This window comes from Pimelobacter simplex (genome assembly GCF_024662235.1).
In the GTDB taxonomy this organism is placed as follows: Bacteria; Actinomycetota; Actinomycetes; order Propionibacteriales; family Nocardioidaceae; genus Nocardioides.
The window spans coordinates 5,253,775-5,269,516 of record NZ_CP096276.1 but is presented as its reverse complement, the minus strand read 5'-3'; the positions used below and the strand labels follow the sequence as shown (position 1 = coordinate 5,269,516).

At 73.1% G+C, this 15,742-nt stretch carries 19 protein-coding genes; 8 read left to right on the top strand and 11 right to left on the bottom strand.

Annotation, left to right across the window (positions count from 1 at the left end; translation table 11 throughout):
* Positions 1–4 precede the first annotated feature (4 nt).
* Both glmS and M0M48_RS25870 read right to left on the bottom strand, forming a co-directional pair.
* Entirely contained in the window at positions 5–1,840 is a 1,836-nt protein-coding gene (glmS, locus tag M0M48_RS25875; RefSeq protein ID WP_257753317.1) for a glutamine--fructose-6-phosphate transaminase (isomerizing), read from the bottom strand.
* A 17-nt stretch (positions 1,841–1,857) separates the two neighbouring features.
* Complete coding sequence (locus M0M48_RS25870) at positions 1,858–2,163, bottom strand: hypothetical protein (protein WP_257753316.1); 306 nt, start codon at positions 2,161–2,163, stop codon at positions 1,858–1,860.
* Positions 2,164–2,358: 195 nt separating this feature from the next.
* On the opposite strand from M0M48_RS25870, the gene M0M48_RS25865 reads away from it, so the two are divergent.
* Positions 2,359–2,493 carry a hypothetical protein gene (locus M0M48_RS25865; protein ID WP_255319147.1) on the top strand — a complete coding sequence of 45 codons (135 nt, stop codon included), beginning with the start codon at positions 2,359–2,361 and terminating at the stop codon, positions 2,491–2,493.
* Positions 2,494–2,560: 67 nt separating this feature from the next.
* Here the strand turns inward: M0M48_RS25865 and M0M48_RS25860 are convergent, their stop codons facing one another.
* Complete coding sequence (locus M0M48_RS25860) at positions 2,561–3,016, bottom strand: hypothetical protein (protein ID WP_257753315.1); 456 nt, start codon at positions 3,014–3,016, stop codon at positions 2,561–2,563.
* A 153-nt stretch (positions 3,017–3,169) separates the two neighbouring features.
* On the opposite strand from M0M48_RS25860, the gene M0M48_RS25855 reads away from it, so the two are divergent.
* From M0M48_RS25855 to M0M48_RS25845, 3 genes are all read left to right on the top strand, one after another.
* Positions 3,170–3,724, top strand: coding sequence for a YceI family protein (locus M0M48_RS25855; RefSeq protein ID WP_257753314.1), 555 nt, complete (start codon positions 3,170–3,172; stop codon positions 3,722–3,724).
* Between the two features lie 73 nt (positions 3,725–3,797).
* On the top strand, positions 3,798–4,124 hold the full coding sequence (locus M0M48_RS25850; protein ID WP_257753313.1) for a hypothetical protein: 327 nt from the start codon (positions 3,798–3,800) through the stop codon (positions 4,122–4,124).
* Between the two features lie 271 nt (positions 4,125–4,395).
* A complete protein-coding gene (locus tag M0M48_RS25845) occupies positions 4,396–5,439 on the top strand; it encodes a serine/threonine-protein kinase (RefSeq protein ID WP_257753312.1) in 1,044 nt (347 codons plus the stop codon).
* 6 nt (positions 5,440–5,445) lie between these two features.
* On the opposite strand, the gene M0M48_RS25840 is transcribed toward M0M48_RS25845, so the two are convergent.
* The 5 genes from M0M48_RS25840 to M0M48_RS25820 all read right to left on the bottom strand — a co-directional run bounded on the left by M0M48_RS25840 (position 5,446) and on the right by M0M48_RS25820 (position 11,408).
* A complete protein-coding gene (locus M0M48_RS25840) occupies positions 5,446–6,777 on the bottom strand; it encodes a hypothetical protein (RefSeq protein ID WP_257753311.1) in 1,332 nt (443 codons plus the stop codon).
* 98 nt (positions 6,778–6,875) lie between these two features.
* Positions 6,876–7,733 (bottom strand): PadR family transcriptional regulator, encoded by an 858-nt coding sequence (locus M0M48_RS25835; protein WP_257753310.1) that lies wholly within the window; start codon positions 7,731–7,733, stop codon positions 6,876–6,878.
* Between the two features lie 147 nt (positions 7,734–7,880).
* The gene (locus tag M0M48_RS25830; RefSeq protein WP_257753309.1) at positions 7,881–9,827 is read right to left on the bottom strand and encodes a M3 family metallopeptidase; all 1,947 of its coding nucleotides are present in this window, start codon (positions 9,825–9,827) and stop codon (positions 7,881–7,883) included.
* A gap of 4 nt (positions 9,828–9,831) precedes the next feature.
* A complete protein-coding gene (locus M0M48_RS25825; RefSeq protein ID WP_257753308.1) occupies positions 9,832–11,046 on the bottom strand; it encodes an RNA polymerase sigma factor in 1,215 nt (404 codons plus the stop codon).
* Positions 11,043–11,408: a YciI family protein gene (locus tag M0M48_RS25820; protein ID WP_215813941.1), complete on the bottom strand. Its 366-nt coding sequence runs from the start codon at positions 11,406–11,408 to the stop codon at positions 11,043–11,045. The genes M0M48_RS25825 and M0M48_RS25820 overlap by 4 nt, the downstream gene beginning before the upstream one ends.
* Before the next feature lie 171 nt (positions 11,409–11,579).
* Here M0M48_RS25820 and M0M48_RS25815 point away from each other — a divergent pair, with 171 nt between their 5' ends.
* A complete protein-coding gene (locus M0M48_RS25815) occupies positions 11,580–12,071 on the top strand; it encodes a hypothetical protein (RefSeq protein ID WP_257753307.1) in 492 nt (163 codons plus the stop codon).
* Positions 12,072–12,115: 44 nt separating this feature from the next.
* On the opposite strand, the gene M0M48_RS25810 is transcribed toward M0M48_RS25815, so the two are convergent.
* Entirely contained in the window at positions 12,116–12,412 is a 297-nt protein-coding gene (locus M0M48_RS25810; RefSeq protein ID WP_257753306.1) for a DUF1905 domain-containing protein, read from the bottom strand.
* Positions 12,413–12,478: 66 nt separating this feature from the next.
* On the opposite strand from M0M48_RS25810, the gene M0M48_RS25805 reads away from it, so the two are divergent.
* Positions 12,479–13,771 carry an MFS transporter gene (locus M0M48_RS25805; protein WP_215813944.1) on the top strand — a complete coding sequence of 431 codons (1,293 nt, stop codon included), beginning with the start codon at positions 12,479–12,481 and terminating at the stop codon, positions 13,769–13,771.
* 59 nt (positions 13,772–13,830) lie between these two features.
* Positions 13,831–14,262 carry a hypothetical protein gene (locus M0M48_RS25800; RefSeq protein WP_257753305.1) on the top strand — a complete coding sequence of 144 codons (432 nt, stop codon included), beginning with the start codon at positions 13,831–13,833 and terminating at the stop codon, positions 14,260–14,262.
* 4 nt (positions 14,263–14,266) lie between these two features.
* Here the strand turns inward: M0M48_RS25800 and M0M48_RS25795 are convergent, their stop codons facing one another.
* Positions 14,267–14,530 (bottom strand): hypothetical protein, encoded by a 264-nt coding sequence (locus M0M48_RS25795; protein WP_257753304.1) that lies wholly within the window; start codon positions 14,528–14,530, stop codon positions 14,267–14,269.
* Complete coding sequence (locus tag M0M48_RS25790; RefSeq protein ID WP_257753303.1) at positions 14,527–15,147, bottom strand: superoxide dismutase; 621 nt, start codon at positions 15,145–15,147, stop codon at positions 14,527–14,529. Before M0M48_RS25790 ends, M0M48_RS25795 begins: the two co-directional genes overlap by 4 nt.
* A gap of 100 nt (positions 15,148–15,247) precedes the next feature.
* Between M0M48_RS25790 and M0M48_RS25785 the strand changes: the two genes are divergently transcribed.
* Entirely contained in the window at positions 15,248–15,727 is a 480-nt protein-coding gene (locus tag M0M48_RS25785; protein ID WP_257753302.1) for a DUF2231 domain-containing protein, read from the top strand.
* Positions 15,728–15,742 lie beyond the last annotated feature (15 nt).

Genomic DNA, 15,742 nt, shown 5'->3' with positions numbered 1-15,742 from the left:
CGGCTCACTCGACGGTGACCGACTTGGCGAGGTTGCGCGGCTTGTCGATGTCGTGACCCAGGCTCAGCGCGGCGTGGTACGCCAGCACCTGCAGGGGGATCGTCAGCAGGATCGGGTCGAGCTCACGCGCACTCCGTGGTACGTCGATCCGCGCCGCGCTCGCCGCCGCATCGCCGAGGTCGACGCCCGCGTGGGTGACGACGACGAGCGGGCCGCCGCGGGCGGCGATCTGCTCCAGGGCGGCGACATTGCGCTCGACGAGCTCGTCGTCGGGGACGATCGCGACGGTCGGCACCTGGGGGGAGATCAGCGCGAGCGGACCGTGCTTGAGCTCGCTGGTCTGGTAGGCCTCCGCGTGGCGGTAGCTGATCTCCTTGAACTTCTGGGCGCCCTCGCGGGCGACCGGGAAGCCGCGCACCCGGCCGACGAAGAACAGGCTCTCGGCCTCGGCCAGCCGCTTCGCGACGAGCGCCAGGTCCTCCTCGGTGGCGAGCACCTGCTCGATCTGGTCGGGGAGAGCGGTGAGGGCCGCGATGAGGCGCTTGCCGTCGGCGATCGAGAGGTCGCGCACCCGGCCGAGCTGGATGGCGAGCATCGCGAACGCGAGGTACATGTTGGTCAGCGCCTTGGTCGAGGCGACCGCGACCTCCGGGCCGGCGTGCAGGTAGATGCCGCCGTCGACCTCGCGGGCGATCGCCGAGCCGACGACGTTGACGAGGCCGATCACGCGACCGCCCTTGCGGCGTACCTCCTGGACGGCAAGGAGGGTGTCGATCGTCTCGCCGGACTGGCTGACCGCGACGTAGAGCGTGTCGGGCTCGATGATCGGGTTGCGGTAGCGGAACTCGCTGGCCGGCTCGGCGTCGGCAGGCACCCGGGCCAGCTCCTCGATCAGCGAGGCGCCCATCTCACCGACGTAGTACGCCGACCCGCAGCCCAGGATCTTGACCCTCCGGATCGCGCGCAGCTCGCGCGCGTCGAGGTTGAGCCCGCCGAGGTGACCGGTGCCGAAGCGCTCGTCGAGCCGTCCGCGCAGTACCGCCTCGGCGCGGGCCGGCTGCTCCCGCATCTCCTTGTGCATGAAGGAGTCGTGCTCCCCCGCGTCGTACGCCGTGGGGTCGATGTCGACCTCCTTGGCCGGGCGGTCGGTGGCCGAGAGCCCCGACGGGTCGATCCGGTAGGTCGTGAAGCCGCTCGCCGTCACGGTCGCCATCTCGCCGTCGTCGAGGTGCGCGACGGTCGTGGTGTAGCGGACCAGCGCGGCGAGGTCGGAGGCGACGTGCATCTCCTTGTCGCCGACGCCGATGATGAGCGGGCTGCCGTTGCGGGCCACGACGAGCCGGTCGGGGAAGTCGGCGTGCGCGACTGCGACGCCGTGGGTGCCCTCGACCCGGGCCAGCGCCTCGGCGGTCCGCTGCTCCAGGGTGGCCGCGGTCGAGCGGGCGACGAGGTGGGCGAGCACCTCGGTGTCGGTGTCGGAGACCAGGACGACACCGGCGTCGGCGAGCTCGGCGCGCAGCGCCGCGGCGTTGTCGATGATCCCGTTGTGCACGACCGCGACCCGGCCGGCGGTGTCGGAGTGCGGATGGGCGTTGGTGTCGTTGGCCGGGCCGTGGGTGGCCCAGCGGGTGTGCCCGATCCCGATCTTGCCGCCGAAGCGCTTGGGCAAAGTCTCGGCGAGGTCGCGCACCCGGCCGGCGCGCTTGGCCACCTTGAGCCCGCTGCCGCCGAGGACGGCCAGGCCCGCCGAGTCGTAGCCGCGGTGCTCGAGGCGGGTCAGTCCCTCCACGAGCACGGGGGCCGCCTGCTGGGCGCCGATGTAGCCGACGATGCCGCACATGGTCTTCTGGTTCTCCCTCAGCCGTAGATGATCCGTCGCAGCTGCCGCTCGGAGAGGTCCGGCGGGGCGACGACGGTCGCCCGGAGCTCCTCGCGGAGCCGGGTGAAGATCTGCTCGTTGCGCGCGCCGTAGGTCTTCAGCTCGCGGTGCCGGCGGCGGACCCACTCCTCGACGGGCTCGTCGTGGAAGGCGAGCACGTCCTGGATCAGTCGCGCCGCCTCGGCGGCGTCCATCCCGCTGCTGTCCTGGACGTGGCGCAGCAGCCGCGGGTCGACGTACACCCGGAGGAGCGTGCCGGATCGCGGGACGTTGTGCAATTTCATGCCCGGAATCGGGCAAGAAGCAGACCCCTTCGACGACGTCTCACCGGCGAGATGCGCTCAGTGGAGGACGGGCGCCGCCTGGCGGCCGATTCCAGGGGTCGAGGTGGAGCGTTGGAGCCGGTCCGAGCCGTTTTCTGGCCCGCGGAGTGGAGGGCGTGCTATCTTGGTGAACACAAGGTGAACAGGAGGTGACCCATGACCAACACCAACGTGACCACTCATCTCGAGATGCGCTGGCTGCCCGTGACCGGCGCTGACGGCCGCACGCGGATGGAGGCTGTCTGGGTCGAGGTCGGCCAGCCCGTGGCCGCGCACTCGCACGCAGCCTGACCCAGCTCGACTCGTACCGACGACGAAGGCCCGCCCCCGACGACCGGGGGCGGGCCTTCGCACGTGCTCAGTCGAGGACCGCGAACGCGCCGACCTTGAGCCGCCCGTGCACCCGGACCACGTGGATCTCCGCGCCCGCGCCGGCGTAGCAGACCACCGCGGAGCGCTTCCACAGCGAGCGCTCACAGCTCCCGGCGCCGGCCAGCGCGCCGTACCGGTCGCCGCCGTAGGTGCGCTCGTACCACTTGACCTCGCTCAGCGCGACGCCGTGCGAGCCGCCCACCGAGCGGGCGCGCACCTGGCGCCAGCGACCCTGGTCGGCGAGCCGACCCCAGGCACGGGCGAAGCGCTGCGCCGTACGACGGTCGATCGGCCGCGCCGCGGAGGCGGCCGGGACGGCCGGGCCCGCCGCCGAGGCGGGTGCTGCCGCAGCGACCGGCGCCGCGAGGACCGGCGGCGGGACCGCGACCGCGAGGCCGGCGAGGAGCACGGCGAGAGCGACGAGTCGGGGGATCGCGGTCACGTCCGGAACCTACCGAACCGGGGCCGCATTTCTCTGCACGTTCATCTTTGTGACCCAGGACACGCCTTGCCCGGGAATGGTTGACGTGTCACCATTGGTTCCATAGTCGTTGACGATTCAACGAACCTCGCCACCACCAAGGAGCCCAGCACCATGACCGAGTCCGCAGCCCTCACCGACATCAGCGGCGACTACACCCTCGACACCGCCCACAGCCGCCTCGGCTTCGTCGCCCGCCACGCGGTCGTCACCAAGGTCCGCGGCCAGTTCACCGACTGGACCGCCACCGCCCACATCGACACCGCCAACCCCGCCGCCTCCTCGGTCACCCTGACCATCAACCCCGCCAGCGTCAGCACCGGCAGCCCCGACCGCGACGGCCACCTCACCTCCCCCGACTTCTTCGACGTCGCCACCTACCCCGAGTGGAAGTTCGTCTCCACCGACGTCACCCGCGACGGCAACGAGTGGTCCATCACCGGCGACCTCACCATCAAGGACGTGACCAAGCCGGTCACCATCGAGTTCGAGGAGAACGGCTCGGCCAAGGACCCCTTCGGCAACATCCGCGTCGGCTTCGAGGGCGACGTCACCGTCAACCGCAAGGACTGGGGCCTGACCTGGAACGCCGCGCTCGAGACCGGCGGCGTCCTCGTCTCCGAGAAGATCAAGCTCGAGTTCGACATCTCCGCGATCAAGAACGCCTGATCCTCCGCGGTCCCCGACCGCGCCTCGCGCATTCGCGCACCGGCACCCGGGTGAGTCGTCCAGACTCGCCCGGGTGTCCGCATTTCCGCTGCCGCCCGGGCTGACCACCCGCCCGCTCACCCTCGCCGACGCGCCCGCCGCCTTCGCGGTGACCGCCGAGCAGGAGCGCCACGACCTCGGCAGCGTCGAGGTCGAGGAGGCCGACCTGCTCAGTGACTGGCAGCGGCCGTCGTACGACCTGGGGGCGAGCTCGGTCGCGGTGCTCGACGGCGACCGGATGGTCGCCTACGCCGAGCACCTCGGCGAGGAGCGGTACGACGCGGCGGTGCTGCCGTCGTACCGGGGGCGGGGGGTGGGGCTGCTCGGACTGCTGGTCGCGCTCGTCCTGCTGCTGGGCTGAGCCCGCTCAGCCGCGCCGGGAGCGCAGCCGGACCCCGGGCGCCGCGATCGCCGCCCGCCGGCTATGCCCTGCGCGAGGCGACGCCCACGGACCACGAGCAGGTCTGGACGATCACCGAGGACGCCTTCCTGGAGTGGTCCGCCCGCGAGCGCGCCACCCTCGGCGGCCGGGTCGCCGGCGTCGCGCACGTCTGGAACGCCGGCACCGACACCTACGTCTCCAACGCGCGGTCCGGCTCGCCTGAGGGCGGACGCTCGCTAGGCTCGCGGCCATGGGCGAGGTCTTCGCGGGGCGCTACGAGCTGCTCGACCCCATCGCCACCGGCGGGATGGGGACGGTGTGGCGCGTCCTCGACCGCACCGCCGGCGACGTCAAGGCTGCCAAGATGCTGCGCCAGGCCGATGCCGCGATGCTGCTGCGGTTCGTGCGCGAGCAGTCGGTGCGGATCGACCACACCCACGTGGTGACGCCGCAGTCGTGGGCGGGCGTGGACGACCGGGTGCTGTTCACGATGCCGCTGGTGCGCGGCGGCTCGGTGTCGAGCCTGATGAAGCGCCACGGCGGGAGGCTGCCGCCGCGCTGGATCGCGGTGCTCGCCGACCAGACCCTCCAGGCGCTGGAGGCGGTCCACGCGGCCCGCATCGTGCACCGTGACATCAAGCCCGGCAACCTGCTCCTCGAGCCGACCGGGACGGGCCGGCCGCACCTGCGGCTGACCGACTTCGGGATCGCCGTGCCGAGCGACGAGCCGCGGCTGACCCACGTCGCGATGATGATCGGTACGCCGGGCTACATGCCGCCCGAGCTCTACCGCGGCGCCGATCCCGACCCTAGCGCCGACGTCTACGCGCTCGGCATCGTGGTGCTGGAGATGCTGACCGGACGCCGTCCGCCCAGCGACGGCGAGCCCGCGCCGATCGACGTCGCGGCGCTGCGCACGGGTGTGCCCGAGCACGATGCGGTGCTCGAGGTGGTCGCCGCCGCCACGACGTACGACGCCGGGCGGCGACCGAGCGCCGCCGAGCTCCGCACGCATCCCGCCCTGCGCGGGCTCGTGGCCCGCTGGGACGACCCGGCGCTCGCCGACGACCTCGGCGTACCGGACGACTTCCCGCCGACGCCGGACGTCTCCGCGACCAACCTGCCGACCGCGCCGTACCCGCCGCCGCCTCCCCCACCGCCCCCGCCGCGGACCCGGCCGGACCTCGACGCACCGGTGGCGGCGGTGCGCACCCGGGCGCCGCGCGATGCCTACGTGCTGCTGGGCGTGGGGCTGCTCGGACTGCTGGTCGCGCTCGTCCTGCTGCTGGGCTGAGCCCGCTCAGCCGCGCCGGGAGCGCAGCCGGACCGCACCGGCCGCGAGGCACGCCGCGCTGGCCGCGGCCAAGCCGAGGCCGGCCCAGCGCCGGGTGCTGAACCAGCCGTCGCCGTCGGCGACCGGGCTGCCCGACGCGACCTGCGAGAACGTGTCCTCGCCGACGAGGAACGGCTGCTCCGGGGAGTAGCCCTCGGGACCGGCCGACTTGTCCTGCGAGAGCACCGCGCTGTCGTACGCCGGCGCGCCGTCCGAGGTCCGCTCGACCGACACCGTGATCGTGACCGGCACGTCGACCGGGTCCTTGTCCTCGGCGGCGGGCGCGACGGCGAGCGAGACCCAGTAGTCGCCGGGCAGCCGCTCGTCGACCTGGCTCACCGGGAAGCCCGCGGCGACCAGGCGAGTGGGTTCGCCCGGCTCGTCCTCGGGAGCCCCGCGGTAGTCGCCGGTCGGGGAGTCGTCGCCCGCGGAGTCGGTGTAGCGCAGCCGAGCGCGCAGCGGGTCGACGAGGTGCAGGGTCACCGCGGGGCCGCCGTAGTCGAAGTCGTCGCCCGGGGCGACGGGCACGTCGACCCGGACCACCGGCAGGTCACCCCAGGTCAGCGGCACCCGCCAGAGCCGCTCGGTGCCCTGGCGGACCTTGGCAGTCACGGTGACCGTCTCGTCGCGGGCGTCGAGCTCGGGGGCGTCGTCGAACGAGGTCGCACCGGCCACGGCGTCGGGCGCGGCGACCGGCTCCGGCACGGCGTACGACGGCTCGTCCTCGGGCTCCGCGTCCTCGGGCAGCGCCGCCGAGGGCGCCTCCTCGACGATCTTGATGACGTACGGCATCGCGGCCGGCTCGGAGCCGGTCCGGCTCACCTCGATCCGGACCGTGCCCGCGGCCCGGCAGGCGTCGCCGGTGCTGCCGGTCTCGCCGCCGACGACGACCCGCTCGCCCAGGACGGCCTGGGGGACGTTGCTCTCGGCGGAGTCGTCCTCGGTGCCGCAGTCGGTGAGGTCGGTGCTGCCGGAGGTCGCCACGCCGGCGCTGATCCGGAGGCCGTCGCCGCTCGCACCGGGCGGCAGGCCGGCGACACCGATGTGGACCCGGCTGCCCGACATCCGCCGGTCGTAGCGGAAGTACTGCGGCAGGTCCGGCTCCAGCGGCGACGCCCGCCACAGGCCGGGCGCGATCGTGGTGGGCTTGCCGCGGTCGGTGCTCGTCCGCGCGGGGAGGTCCGCACCGCCGAGGTCGACCTGACCGGACGCGGCCGCGGCGCCGTACCCGGACGTCAGCGTCAGCCACGCCAGGCAGCCGGCGCCGGCGAGCAGGACGGGCACACGTCGGGCTCTCACGGCACGGAGCCTACGCAGATCCGGCGCCGCGCGGACGACGAAGGGCCCCGCACGGGTCGCGTGCGGGGCCCTTCGCTCAGGGAACGACGGTGCCGGGGTCAGGCGTCGTCGCGGTCCTCGGGGTCGGCCGGGTCGGCCGGGTCCTCGGGGTCGGCGGGATCCGCCGGGTCGGCGGGGTCGGCCGGGTCGCTGCCGGCGGTCGGACCGTCGGCGAGGATGCCGTAGAGGCTGCGCCGGGCCTCGACGAGCACGTCGACGGCGGCCTTGCGCTGGGCGTCGGAGCCGGCGGTGACGATCTGCCAGATCGCCCCCATGACCTGGCCGATCTCGGCCTTGAGGTCGGCGTGGCCCTGGTCGACGGGACCGCGTCCGCTCTCGCGGCTGCGGTCGAACGGCGCCCAGACGGCGGCGAGCTCGTCGCCGTGCTCGGCGCACCAGGTGGCGCCCTCGGGGGTGAGCCGCAGGGCGCGGCGCCCGGCCTCGTCGTCGATCTCGACCAGGCCCTCGTCCTGGAGCTGCTGGACGGTCGGGTAGACCGAGCCGGGGCTCGGCTTCCACACGCCGCCGCTGCGGTCGGTGATCGCCTGGATCACCTGGTAGCCGTTGGGCGACTCCTCGCGCTGGTTGGCCTCGCGGAGCACGTCCAGGATGGCCGAGCGGACGTCGCCGCGGCGGACCCGCGGGCCGCGGCCCGGCTCGGGCCGGCCGAGGCCGAACAGGCCGGCCAGCCACGGCGGGGGCATGCCGGGGCCGCCGAAGCCGGGGCCACCGGGTCCGCCGCGGTGCCCGCGGTGCGGCTCGCCCCACTGGGCCCAGCCGCCCCAGGCGCCGCCGCCCGGGCCACCGGGCCCGAAGCCGCCGCGCTGCCGGCGCTGACCGCCCCGGCCCTCACGGCCCTCGCGGCGACCCCAGGGGTCGCGGTCGTCGTACGGGTTGAAGTTCTCGTGGCGTCCCATGGTGGGACCTCCTTCGCACTGGTGGGCCTCGTGAGCCCGATTGCTGAGTTCGTGATACCGCGGAAACAGTTCGTGTTCCTATCGCGATATATCGCAACCGTACGCCGACTTCGCCCCCGACGCAAGGGCGAAGCGCTCAGCCTCCGCTCAGCGGGCGAGCCAGGCGGCGTACGCGTCGAAGGCGAAGGGCCGGCCGAGGAAGTCCGCGACCAGGTCGGCGGCGTCGCCGGAGCCGCCCGGCGCGAGGACCCGGTCGCGGTAGCGGTGGGCCACCGCGGGGGCGAAGAGGTCGGACTCGTCGAAGGCGCTGAACAGGTCCTTGGCGATGACGAGCGACCACATGTAGGTGTAGTACGCCGAGCTGTAGCCGCCGAGGTGGCCGAAGCTCGCGAACATGTGGGTGCCGGGCAGGTAGGGCAGCGCGGCGTACCGCTCCTGGAGCTCGATCATCCGCGCGGTCAGGTCGGGCGCCCCGGCCGCGGCGTCGGCGCGGTCGGCGTGGAACCAGTACGACATGGCGGCGTAGAACATCTGGGTGCGGGCGTAGATCCCCTTGCCGTAGTCGTCCGCGGCGCGCATCGCGGCGACGAGCTCGGCCGGGATCGGCGTACCCGCGGCGTCCGTGGCGAAGGTGCGCAGCACGTCCGCGTGCCACGCCCACTCCTCGAGCATCTGGCTCGGCGCCTCGACGAAGTCCCACTCGGTGGCGACCCCGGCGAACCGGAACCAGTCGCCGTGCCCCGCGAGCACGTGGTGCAGCAGGTGGCCGAACTCGTGGAAGAGCGTGACCACGTGGTCGTGCTCCATCAGGCCCCGGGAGAAGTTGCAGACCAGCACCCCCTCGGGCAGCTGCTCGCCCGCGACCCCGTCGGTCAGGGTGAACTGCGCGGCGTGCTTGTACTTGCCCTCGCGCGGGTGCAGGTCGAGGTAGATCCGGCCGATCGGGGCGCCGTCGCGGAGCACCTCGTAGGCGGTGACGTCCTCGTGCCACACCGGTACGTCGACCGGCTCGTAGCGCAGCCCGAACAGCCGGCCGGTCACGTCGAGCAGGCCCTGGCGGACCTTGCCGAAGTCGAAGTACGTGCGCACCCGCTGGGCGTCGACCTCGTACTGCTCGACCCGCACCAGCTCGGCGTAGTGGTTGTAGTCGTAGCCCGGCACCTCCGTGGCGTCGGGGAAGTCGCGGCGGTAGCGCGCCAGCAGCTGGTCGAGGTCGCGCCGCATCGGCTCCTCGGCGGCTGCGGCGATCTTGTCGATGAACGCCGGGATCGCCGGGCCCTCGCCGATCATCTTCACGTCGGCGTCGTACGACGGCCAGTCGGCGTAGCCGACCGTGGTGGCGAGCTCGTGGCGCAGCGTGAACAGCTCGGTCAGCAGCGCGTCGGTGGCCGGCCAGCCGCGGTCGAGGAAGGCGACGGTGATGGCGCGGCGGACCTCCTGGTCGCGGGCGAACATCCGCACCGGCACCGAGTCGGGGTAGTCCGTGGTCACGGTGACCATGCCCTCGTCGTCGACGGGGTGCTCGGCCAGCCAGTCCGCGGGCATCCCGTCGAGCTGCGCGGGGGTGACCCGGATCGTGCGGACGTCGTCGCGGGTGACCCGGCTGAACTCCTGGTCGAGCTCGGTGATCCGCTCGCGGACCTGGGCGATGCGGGTCCGGGTCGCCTCGTCCTTGTCGACGCCGGAGCGACGGAAGTCGTTGCGCACCTTGGCCAGGAGCCGGGCGGCGACCGGGTCCGCGGCGACCGCGCTGTCGTCGAGGGCGGCGAACACGTCGTACAGGGCGCGGTCGAGGCCCCACGCGGTCGCGACCCGCTCCGCCTCCTGCTCGGCGGCGTCGCCGAGGTCGCGCACCTCGGAGCCCGGGTGGACGTTGCCGAACAGCGAGCCCAGGGCGGCGACATTGCCGAGGTGGCCGGCCGCCCGGTCCCACTGGCGCAGCACCGCGAACGGGTCGGCCGGCGGGTTCGCGCGCAGGTCGTCGACCAGCGCGGTCGCGCGGGCCAGCTCGGCAGCGGAGCGGTCGCGGACCCAGGCGGGCCAGGCGTCGGACGAGGTCGGCAGGTCGAGCGGGGCGAGCGGCACGGACGTCATGGACTCAGCCTGCCAGTTGCCCCCTGCGCCGGGTGAGGTACGCACGCTCGGCGGTGTTGTCGCAGGCCGCGAGCGCGGCGTCGTACTGGGTGCGGGCGTCGGCGCTGCGCCCGATCCGGCGCAGCAGCTCGGCCCGGGTGACGTGCCAGGCGTGGTAGCCGTCGAGGGGCAGCCGCTCGACGATCGCCAGCGCCACCTCGGGTCCGTCGAGCTCGGCGACCGCGACCGCGCGGTTGAGGGCGACGATGGGCGAGGGATCGATCCGGGCCAGCTGGTCGTAGAGCGCGACCACCTGGGACCAGTCGGTCGCCGCGGCGCTCGGCGCGTCGGTGTGCACGGCGTTGACCGCGGCGAGGACCTGGTAGCGGCCCGGCCGGTTGGCCTTCAGGCAGGCCCGGACCAGGTCGTGGCCCTCGGCGATGAGCGTCCGGTCCCAGCCGCCGCGGTCCTGCTCGTCGAGCGGGACCAGCTCGCCGTCGCGCACCCGCGCCGCCCGGCGCGCCTCGGTGAGCAGCAGCATCGCGAGCAGCCCGGTCGCCTCGAGGTCCTCGGGCAGCAGCTCGTGGAGGGTGCGGGCCAGCCGGATCGCCTCGCCGGTCAGCTCGGCGCGGACCGGGTCGCCGTCCCCGGAGGACAGGTAGCCCTCGTTGAAGATGAGCAGCAGCACGGCCAGCACCGCGCCCACCCGGTCGGGCAGGTCGGCCGGCTCCGGCACACGGTAGGGGATGTGGGCGCCCTTGATCTTGCTCTTGGCGCGGGTGATGCGCTGCGCCATCGTGGTCTCCTGGACGAGGAAGGCGCTCGCGATCTCCGCGACCGTGAGGCCGCCGAGCAGCCGCAGGGTGAGCGCGATCCGGGCCTCCGGCGCGAGCGCCGGGTGGCAGCAGGTGAAGATCAGCCGCAGCCGGTCGTCCTCGATGACGCCGGTGGGCTCGTGGGGTGTGGGGTCGTACGCCATGGCAGCGGCCTGGTGCTTGCCGTCCCGCAGCTTCTCGCGACGCAACCGGTCGATGGCCCGGTTGCCGGCGGTGGTGGTCAGCCAGGCCCCCGGGTTGGGGGGCACGCCGTCCACCGGCCACTTCTCCAGCGCGGCGACGAGCGCCTCCCCCGCCGCGTCCTCGGCGATGTCGATGTCACCGAAGCGGCGGACGAGGGAGGCGATCAGCCGGCCGTGCTCGTCGCGGAAGATCCGCTCGACGGCTGCGTCGGCAGGGCTCACTCGGCAGCCGGGGGCTCGGCCTGGAACGGGCGGACCTCGACCTTGCCCTGGCAGGCCTTGGAGCCGGCGGCGGCGTACTTGAGGGCGGCGTCGAGGTCGGGCACGTCGATGATCCAGAAGCCGCCGATGTGCTCCTTGGTCTCCAGGTAGGGACCGTCGGTGAACACCGGCGCCTCGCCCTGGCCGTCGACCACCGTGGCCGTCTCGGCGCCCTCGAGGCCGCCGGCGAAGACCCACACCCCGTCGGTGCGGAGTTGGTCGTTGAACCGGTCGACCGCGGCGAACATCTCGGGCCACTCCTCCTGGGGGACCGCCGCGTACTCCTCCTCGTTGCCGTGCACGGACAGCAGGTACTGCGTCATGGTTCTGCTCCTTGGGTTCTGGTGGGGTGCTGCGGTGGCCCCGATGACCGCCGCTCACCCTCACCACGAAGGGGGGACGTCCGGTACGACAGCCTGGCACGAAGTTTTTCAGCGGATGAACACTCGGCAGCCTCTCTTGACCCGGAACCGGTGCCGTGTGGGGATGGAGCCATGACCTTCTCGGGCAAGTCCTTCGTGCTGGCCGTCCTCGCCGGCCTCGTCTCCCTGACCGCGGTCGTCGCGACCGCCGTCCCCGCCTCTGCCGTGACCCAGGCCCAAGCCGAGGCGACCTTCCGCGCCAACGCCGTCGGCTGGACGTCGACCGGCGGGTGCACCAACCGCAATGTCGCCACCTGCACGTCCTTCGACGGGCTGCGCCAGGCGAGCGTCGACGGCGCGGTCACGCTCAAGCGGGCCAGCGGCTGCGCGCTGACCATCACCGGCGGGACCGAGGTCGGGCACGCGTCGGGGACCTACAGCCATGCCAACGGCTACAAGCTCGACTTCTCGCGGACGAGCTGCCTGACCAGCTGGGTGCACGCGACGTACGTCTACCAGGGGCTGCGCGGCGACGGGGCGCCGCTCTACAAGGCCGCGTCGGGCAACCTGTACGCCGACGAGGGCAACCACTGGGACGTCACCTACTTCACCTGCGGCTGCTGAGGGCCGCGCCCGCTCGGCCGGTCTGGCCGGCCGGGCGGGCTCGTTCAGGCGAGGCGCTCGGTGAGGTGCACCTCGACCGTGTCGCCGGCGCGCTTGCCGGAGTCGACGCGCAGGGCGGTGGCGACCGGCAGCTTGTGGGTGCCGTCGCCGAGCGCCATGAACGACGTCTCGAAGGGAGCGCCGTCGACGGTCCCGCGGACCTTGACCCGGCCGCGGGTACCGAACCGGTCGACGGAGTCGGGCCAGATGACGTAGGTCCAGCCGCCCGGGGCGTCGCTCTGGCGCAGGGTCTCGGTGAAGGTGATGTCCAGCGGGCCGACCCCGCTCGGGGAGGTGCTCATGGACGTGTCGACCGTCGCAGGGGCACCGATTCATCGTCGCGCCGACGGGGTCCGTAGCCTGGCTCGGTGAGTCTTCGCGGGTTGCTGGCCGACACCCGGCCGCTGAAGAACCCGCACTTCCGGCGGCTGTGGACCGCGAACATCATCACCGTCGTCGGCGCCCAGCTGACGGTGGTGGCGGTGCCGGCCCAGATCTACGCCGAGACCGGCTCGTCGGCGTACGTCGGCCTGACCGGGATCTTCGGCCTGGTGCCGCTGGTGGTGTTCGGGCTGTGGGGCGGCGCGCTCGCCGACCACTTCGACCGGCGCACGCTGCTGCTGGTCACCACGACCGGCCTGATCGGCACCGCCGCGCTCTTCTGGGTGCAGGCGGCGCTCGGCTCCGGGAACGTCTGGCTGCTCCTGAGCCTGTTCGCCGTGCAGCAGGCGTTCTTCGCGATCAACCAGCCGACCCGCTCGGCGGTGCTGCCGCGGCTGCTCGACGCCGAGATCCTGCCGGCGGCCAACTCGCTCAACATGACCGTCATGCAGGCCGGCGCGATCGGCGGACCGCTCATCGCCGGCGTCCTCATCCCGTTCACCGGCTTCGCCTGGCTCTACCTCGCCGACGCGATCTGCCTGCTCGCGACGCTGTGGGCGGTGCTGCGGCTGCCGCCGCTGCCGATCGAGGGCATCACCAGCGGTACGCCGGGGCTGCGCTCGGTGATCGAGGGCATCACCTACCTGCGCACCCAGCCGGTGCTCATGATGTCCTTCGTCGTCGACATCATCGCGATGCTCTTCGGCATGCCCCGGGCACTGTTCCCCCAGGTCGCGCACGAGAGCTTCCTCGGCCCGGACGAGGGCGGCCTGGCGTTCGCCCTGCTCTTCGCCGGCATCCCCCTCGGCGCCGTGCTCGGCGGCGTCTTCTCCGGGTGGGTGTCCCGGGTGAGCGGACAGGGCCGCGCAGTCATCTGGTGCATCATCGTCTGGGGCCTGGCCATGGTCGGCTTCGGCCTCGCGGTGTTCGGGGCCGACGCGCTGCCCGGGTCGGTGCACGCATGGCTCGCGGTCGCCGTCCTGATGCTCGTCATCGGCGGCGCCGCCGACATGGCCTCGGCGGCCTTCCGCACCTCGATGCTCCAGACCGCCGCCGCCGACGAGGTCCGCGGCCGGCTCCAGGGCATCTTCATCGTCGTGGTGGCCGGCGGACCCCGCCTCGCCGACGTCGCCCACGGCGCGTCCGCCGCCATGGTGGGAACGGCGGCCGCGGCCGCGGGCGGCGGCGTCCTGGTGGTCGTGCTGACGGTGGTGGCGGCGCTCGCCGTACCGTCGTTCGTGCGGTACCGGATCACCACCGCGGCCCGTCCCACGCCCTAGGTGCGACTCCACGTATCACCCGCCCCAGCACGTGGCACGAGCCTGTCTACCGTCAGGAGATGACCACTCCTCGGCTCCTGCACTCGGCGCTCCCGGTCGTCGTCCTCGCCCTCGTGCTCGGCGTCGCCGTGCTCCCTCCGGCGTCCGCCCGGGACCACGCGGACGCCGGCCCGGCGCGCGCCGCCGAGGGCTGGCCGATCCGCCTGCAGGTGGTGAGCAAGGGCGGCCGCAAGGTGATGAAGGGATGGGGCCGCTCGGTGGTCTTCTCCTGCTACCGCGGCTCCAGCGCGTGGACGCAGTCGATCGGGCTGTGGGTGCCGCGCACGGTGATCCGCCGCGGGCGCGCCGTCCGGACCTGGCGGACGAGCGCCGGGGTCGTCGGCGAGCTCCGCCTGCGGTTCCACCGGGGGCGGGTGACCGGCACGCTGGAGTACCAGGCGTCCGGCTGCTACCTCCTCTACAACCAGGTCCTGCTGCGCCGGCGCCGCTGAGGTCTCAGCGCAGGCTCGACTCCATCTCGACGCACAGCGCGCGCACGCAGTCGTCGAGCGACTCCCCCGTCTCGGACCGGAGCAGCCCGAGGCTCAGCTCGGCCACCAGCAGCGCACCTCCAGCGAGCTCGCGCTCGTCGGCGAACGTCCGCAGCAGGTCCCGCGCGCCCTCCGCGTCGCCCCGCCCCCGCGCCGCGATCACTCCGGCCACGCGCTGCGCGGCCTCGACCACCGGAACGAGCTCGGCCCGGCGGGCCTGGTCGGTCATGCGATCAGACCCGGGGTCTGGGCCCGCGCCGCCGCGAACCGGCGCTCGACGTCGGCCCAGTTGACGATATTCCACCACTGCTGCACGAAGGACGCCTTGTCGTTCCTGTACTGCAGGTAGTAGGTGTGCTCCCACATGTCGAGCATGAGCAGCGGCACCATGCAGATCGGCACGTTCCCCTGGTGGTCGAAGTGCTGGACGATGTACGGCCGCTGCGCCAGCGTGTCCCAGGTCAGCACCGACCAGCCCGAGCCCTGCACCCCGAGCGCGTTGGCCTGGAAGTGCGCGCGGAACTTGTCGAAGCCGCCGAAGTACTCGTCGATCACCTGGGCCAGCTTGCCCGTCGGCTTGTCGCCTCCGTCGGGGGACATGTTCGGCCAGAACACCGAGTGGTTGACGTGGCCGCCGAGGTGGAAGGCGAGGTTCTTCTCCAGCGTCGACAGGCTGCCGAAGGACTCCTGGTCGCGGGCCTCGGCGAGCTGGTCGACGGCCGTGTTGATGCCGGTGACGTAGGCGTTGTGGTGCTTGCTGTGGTGCAGCTCCATGATCTCGCCGGAGATGTACGGCTCGAGCGCGGAGTAGTCGTAGGGGAGGTCGGGGAGGACGTAGTCGGACATGTTGCCAATTTGTCGCTCTTGCAACTGAATTGCAAATAGCGTGGTGACCGGCCGCTCGCCGTTCAGGTGGGTGGCAGGTACGAGACGCGACGCTGACGTCATGTTCGACCTGATCAACGGACTCCCGGTCCACCCGCTCGTCGTCCACGCGGTCGTGGTGCTGCTGCCACTGGCCGCGCTCGGCACCCTGGCGATCGCCGTACGGCCAGCGTGGCGGGGACGCTACGGCCACCTCGTGGTGGCCGCCGCCCTCGTCGCGACCGCGCTCCTGCCGGTGGCCACCTCGAGCGGCGAGGCGCTGGAGCGGCACGTCGGGGATCCCGGGCAGCACGCGGCGCTGGGCGAGCAGCTCATCTGGTTCGCCCTCCCGCTCCTGGTGCTCGCGACGGCGCTGACCTGGTCGGGACGGCGGGCCGCCGCGGGCCGCACCACTCCCGGCGGCCCCCACGTGCTGCGCGCCGTCGCCGCGCTCGGCATCGTCGCGGCGCTCGCCGCCGGCGTACAGATCTATCGCGTCGGGGACTCCGGCGCACGGGCCGCGTGGGGCGACCAGGTGACGTCGAGCACGACCGCTCGCTGACCGCGACCGGGTGCG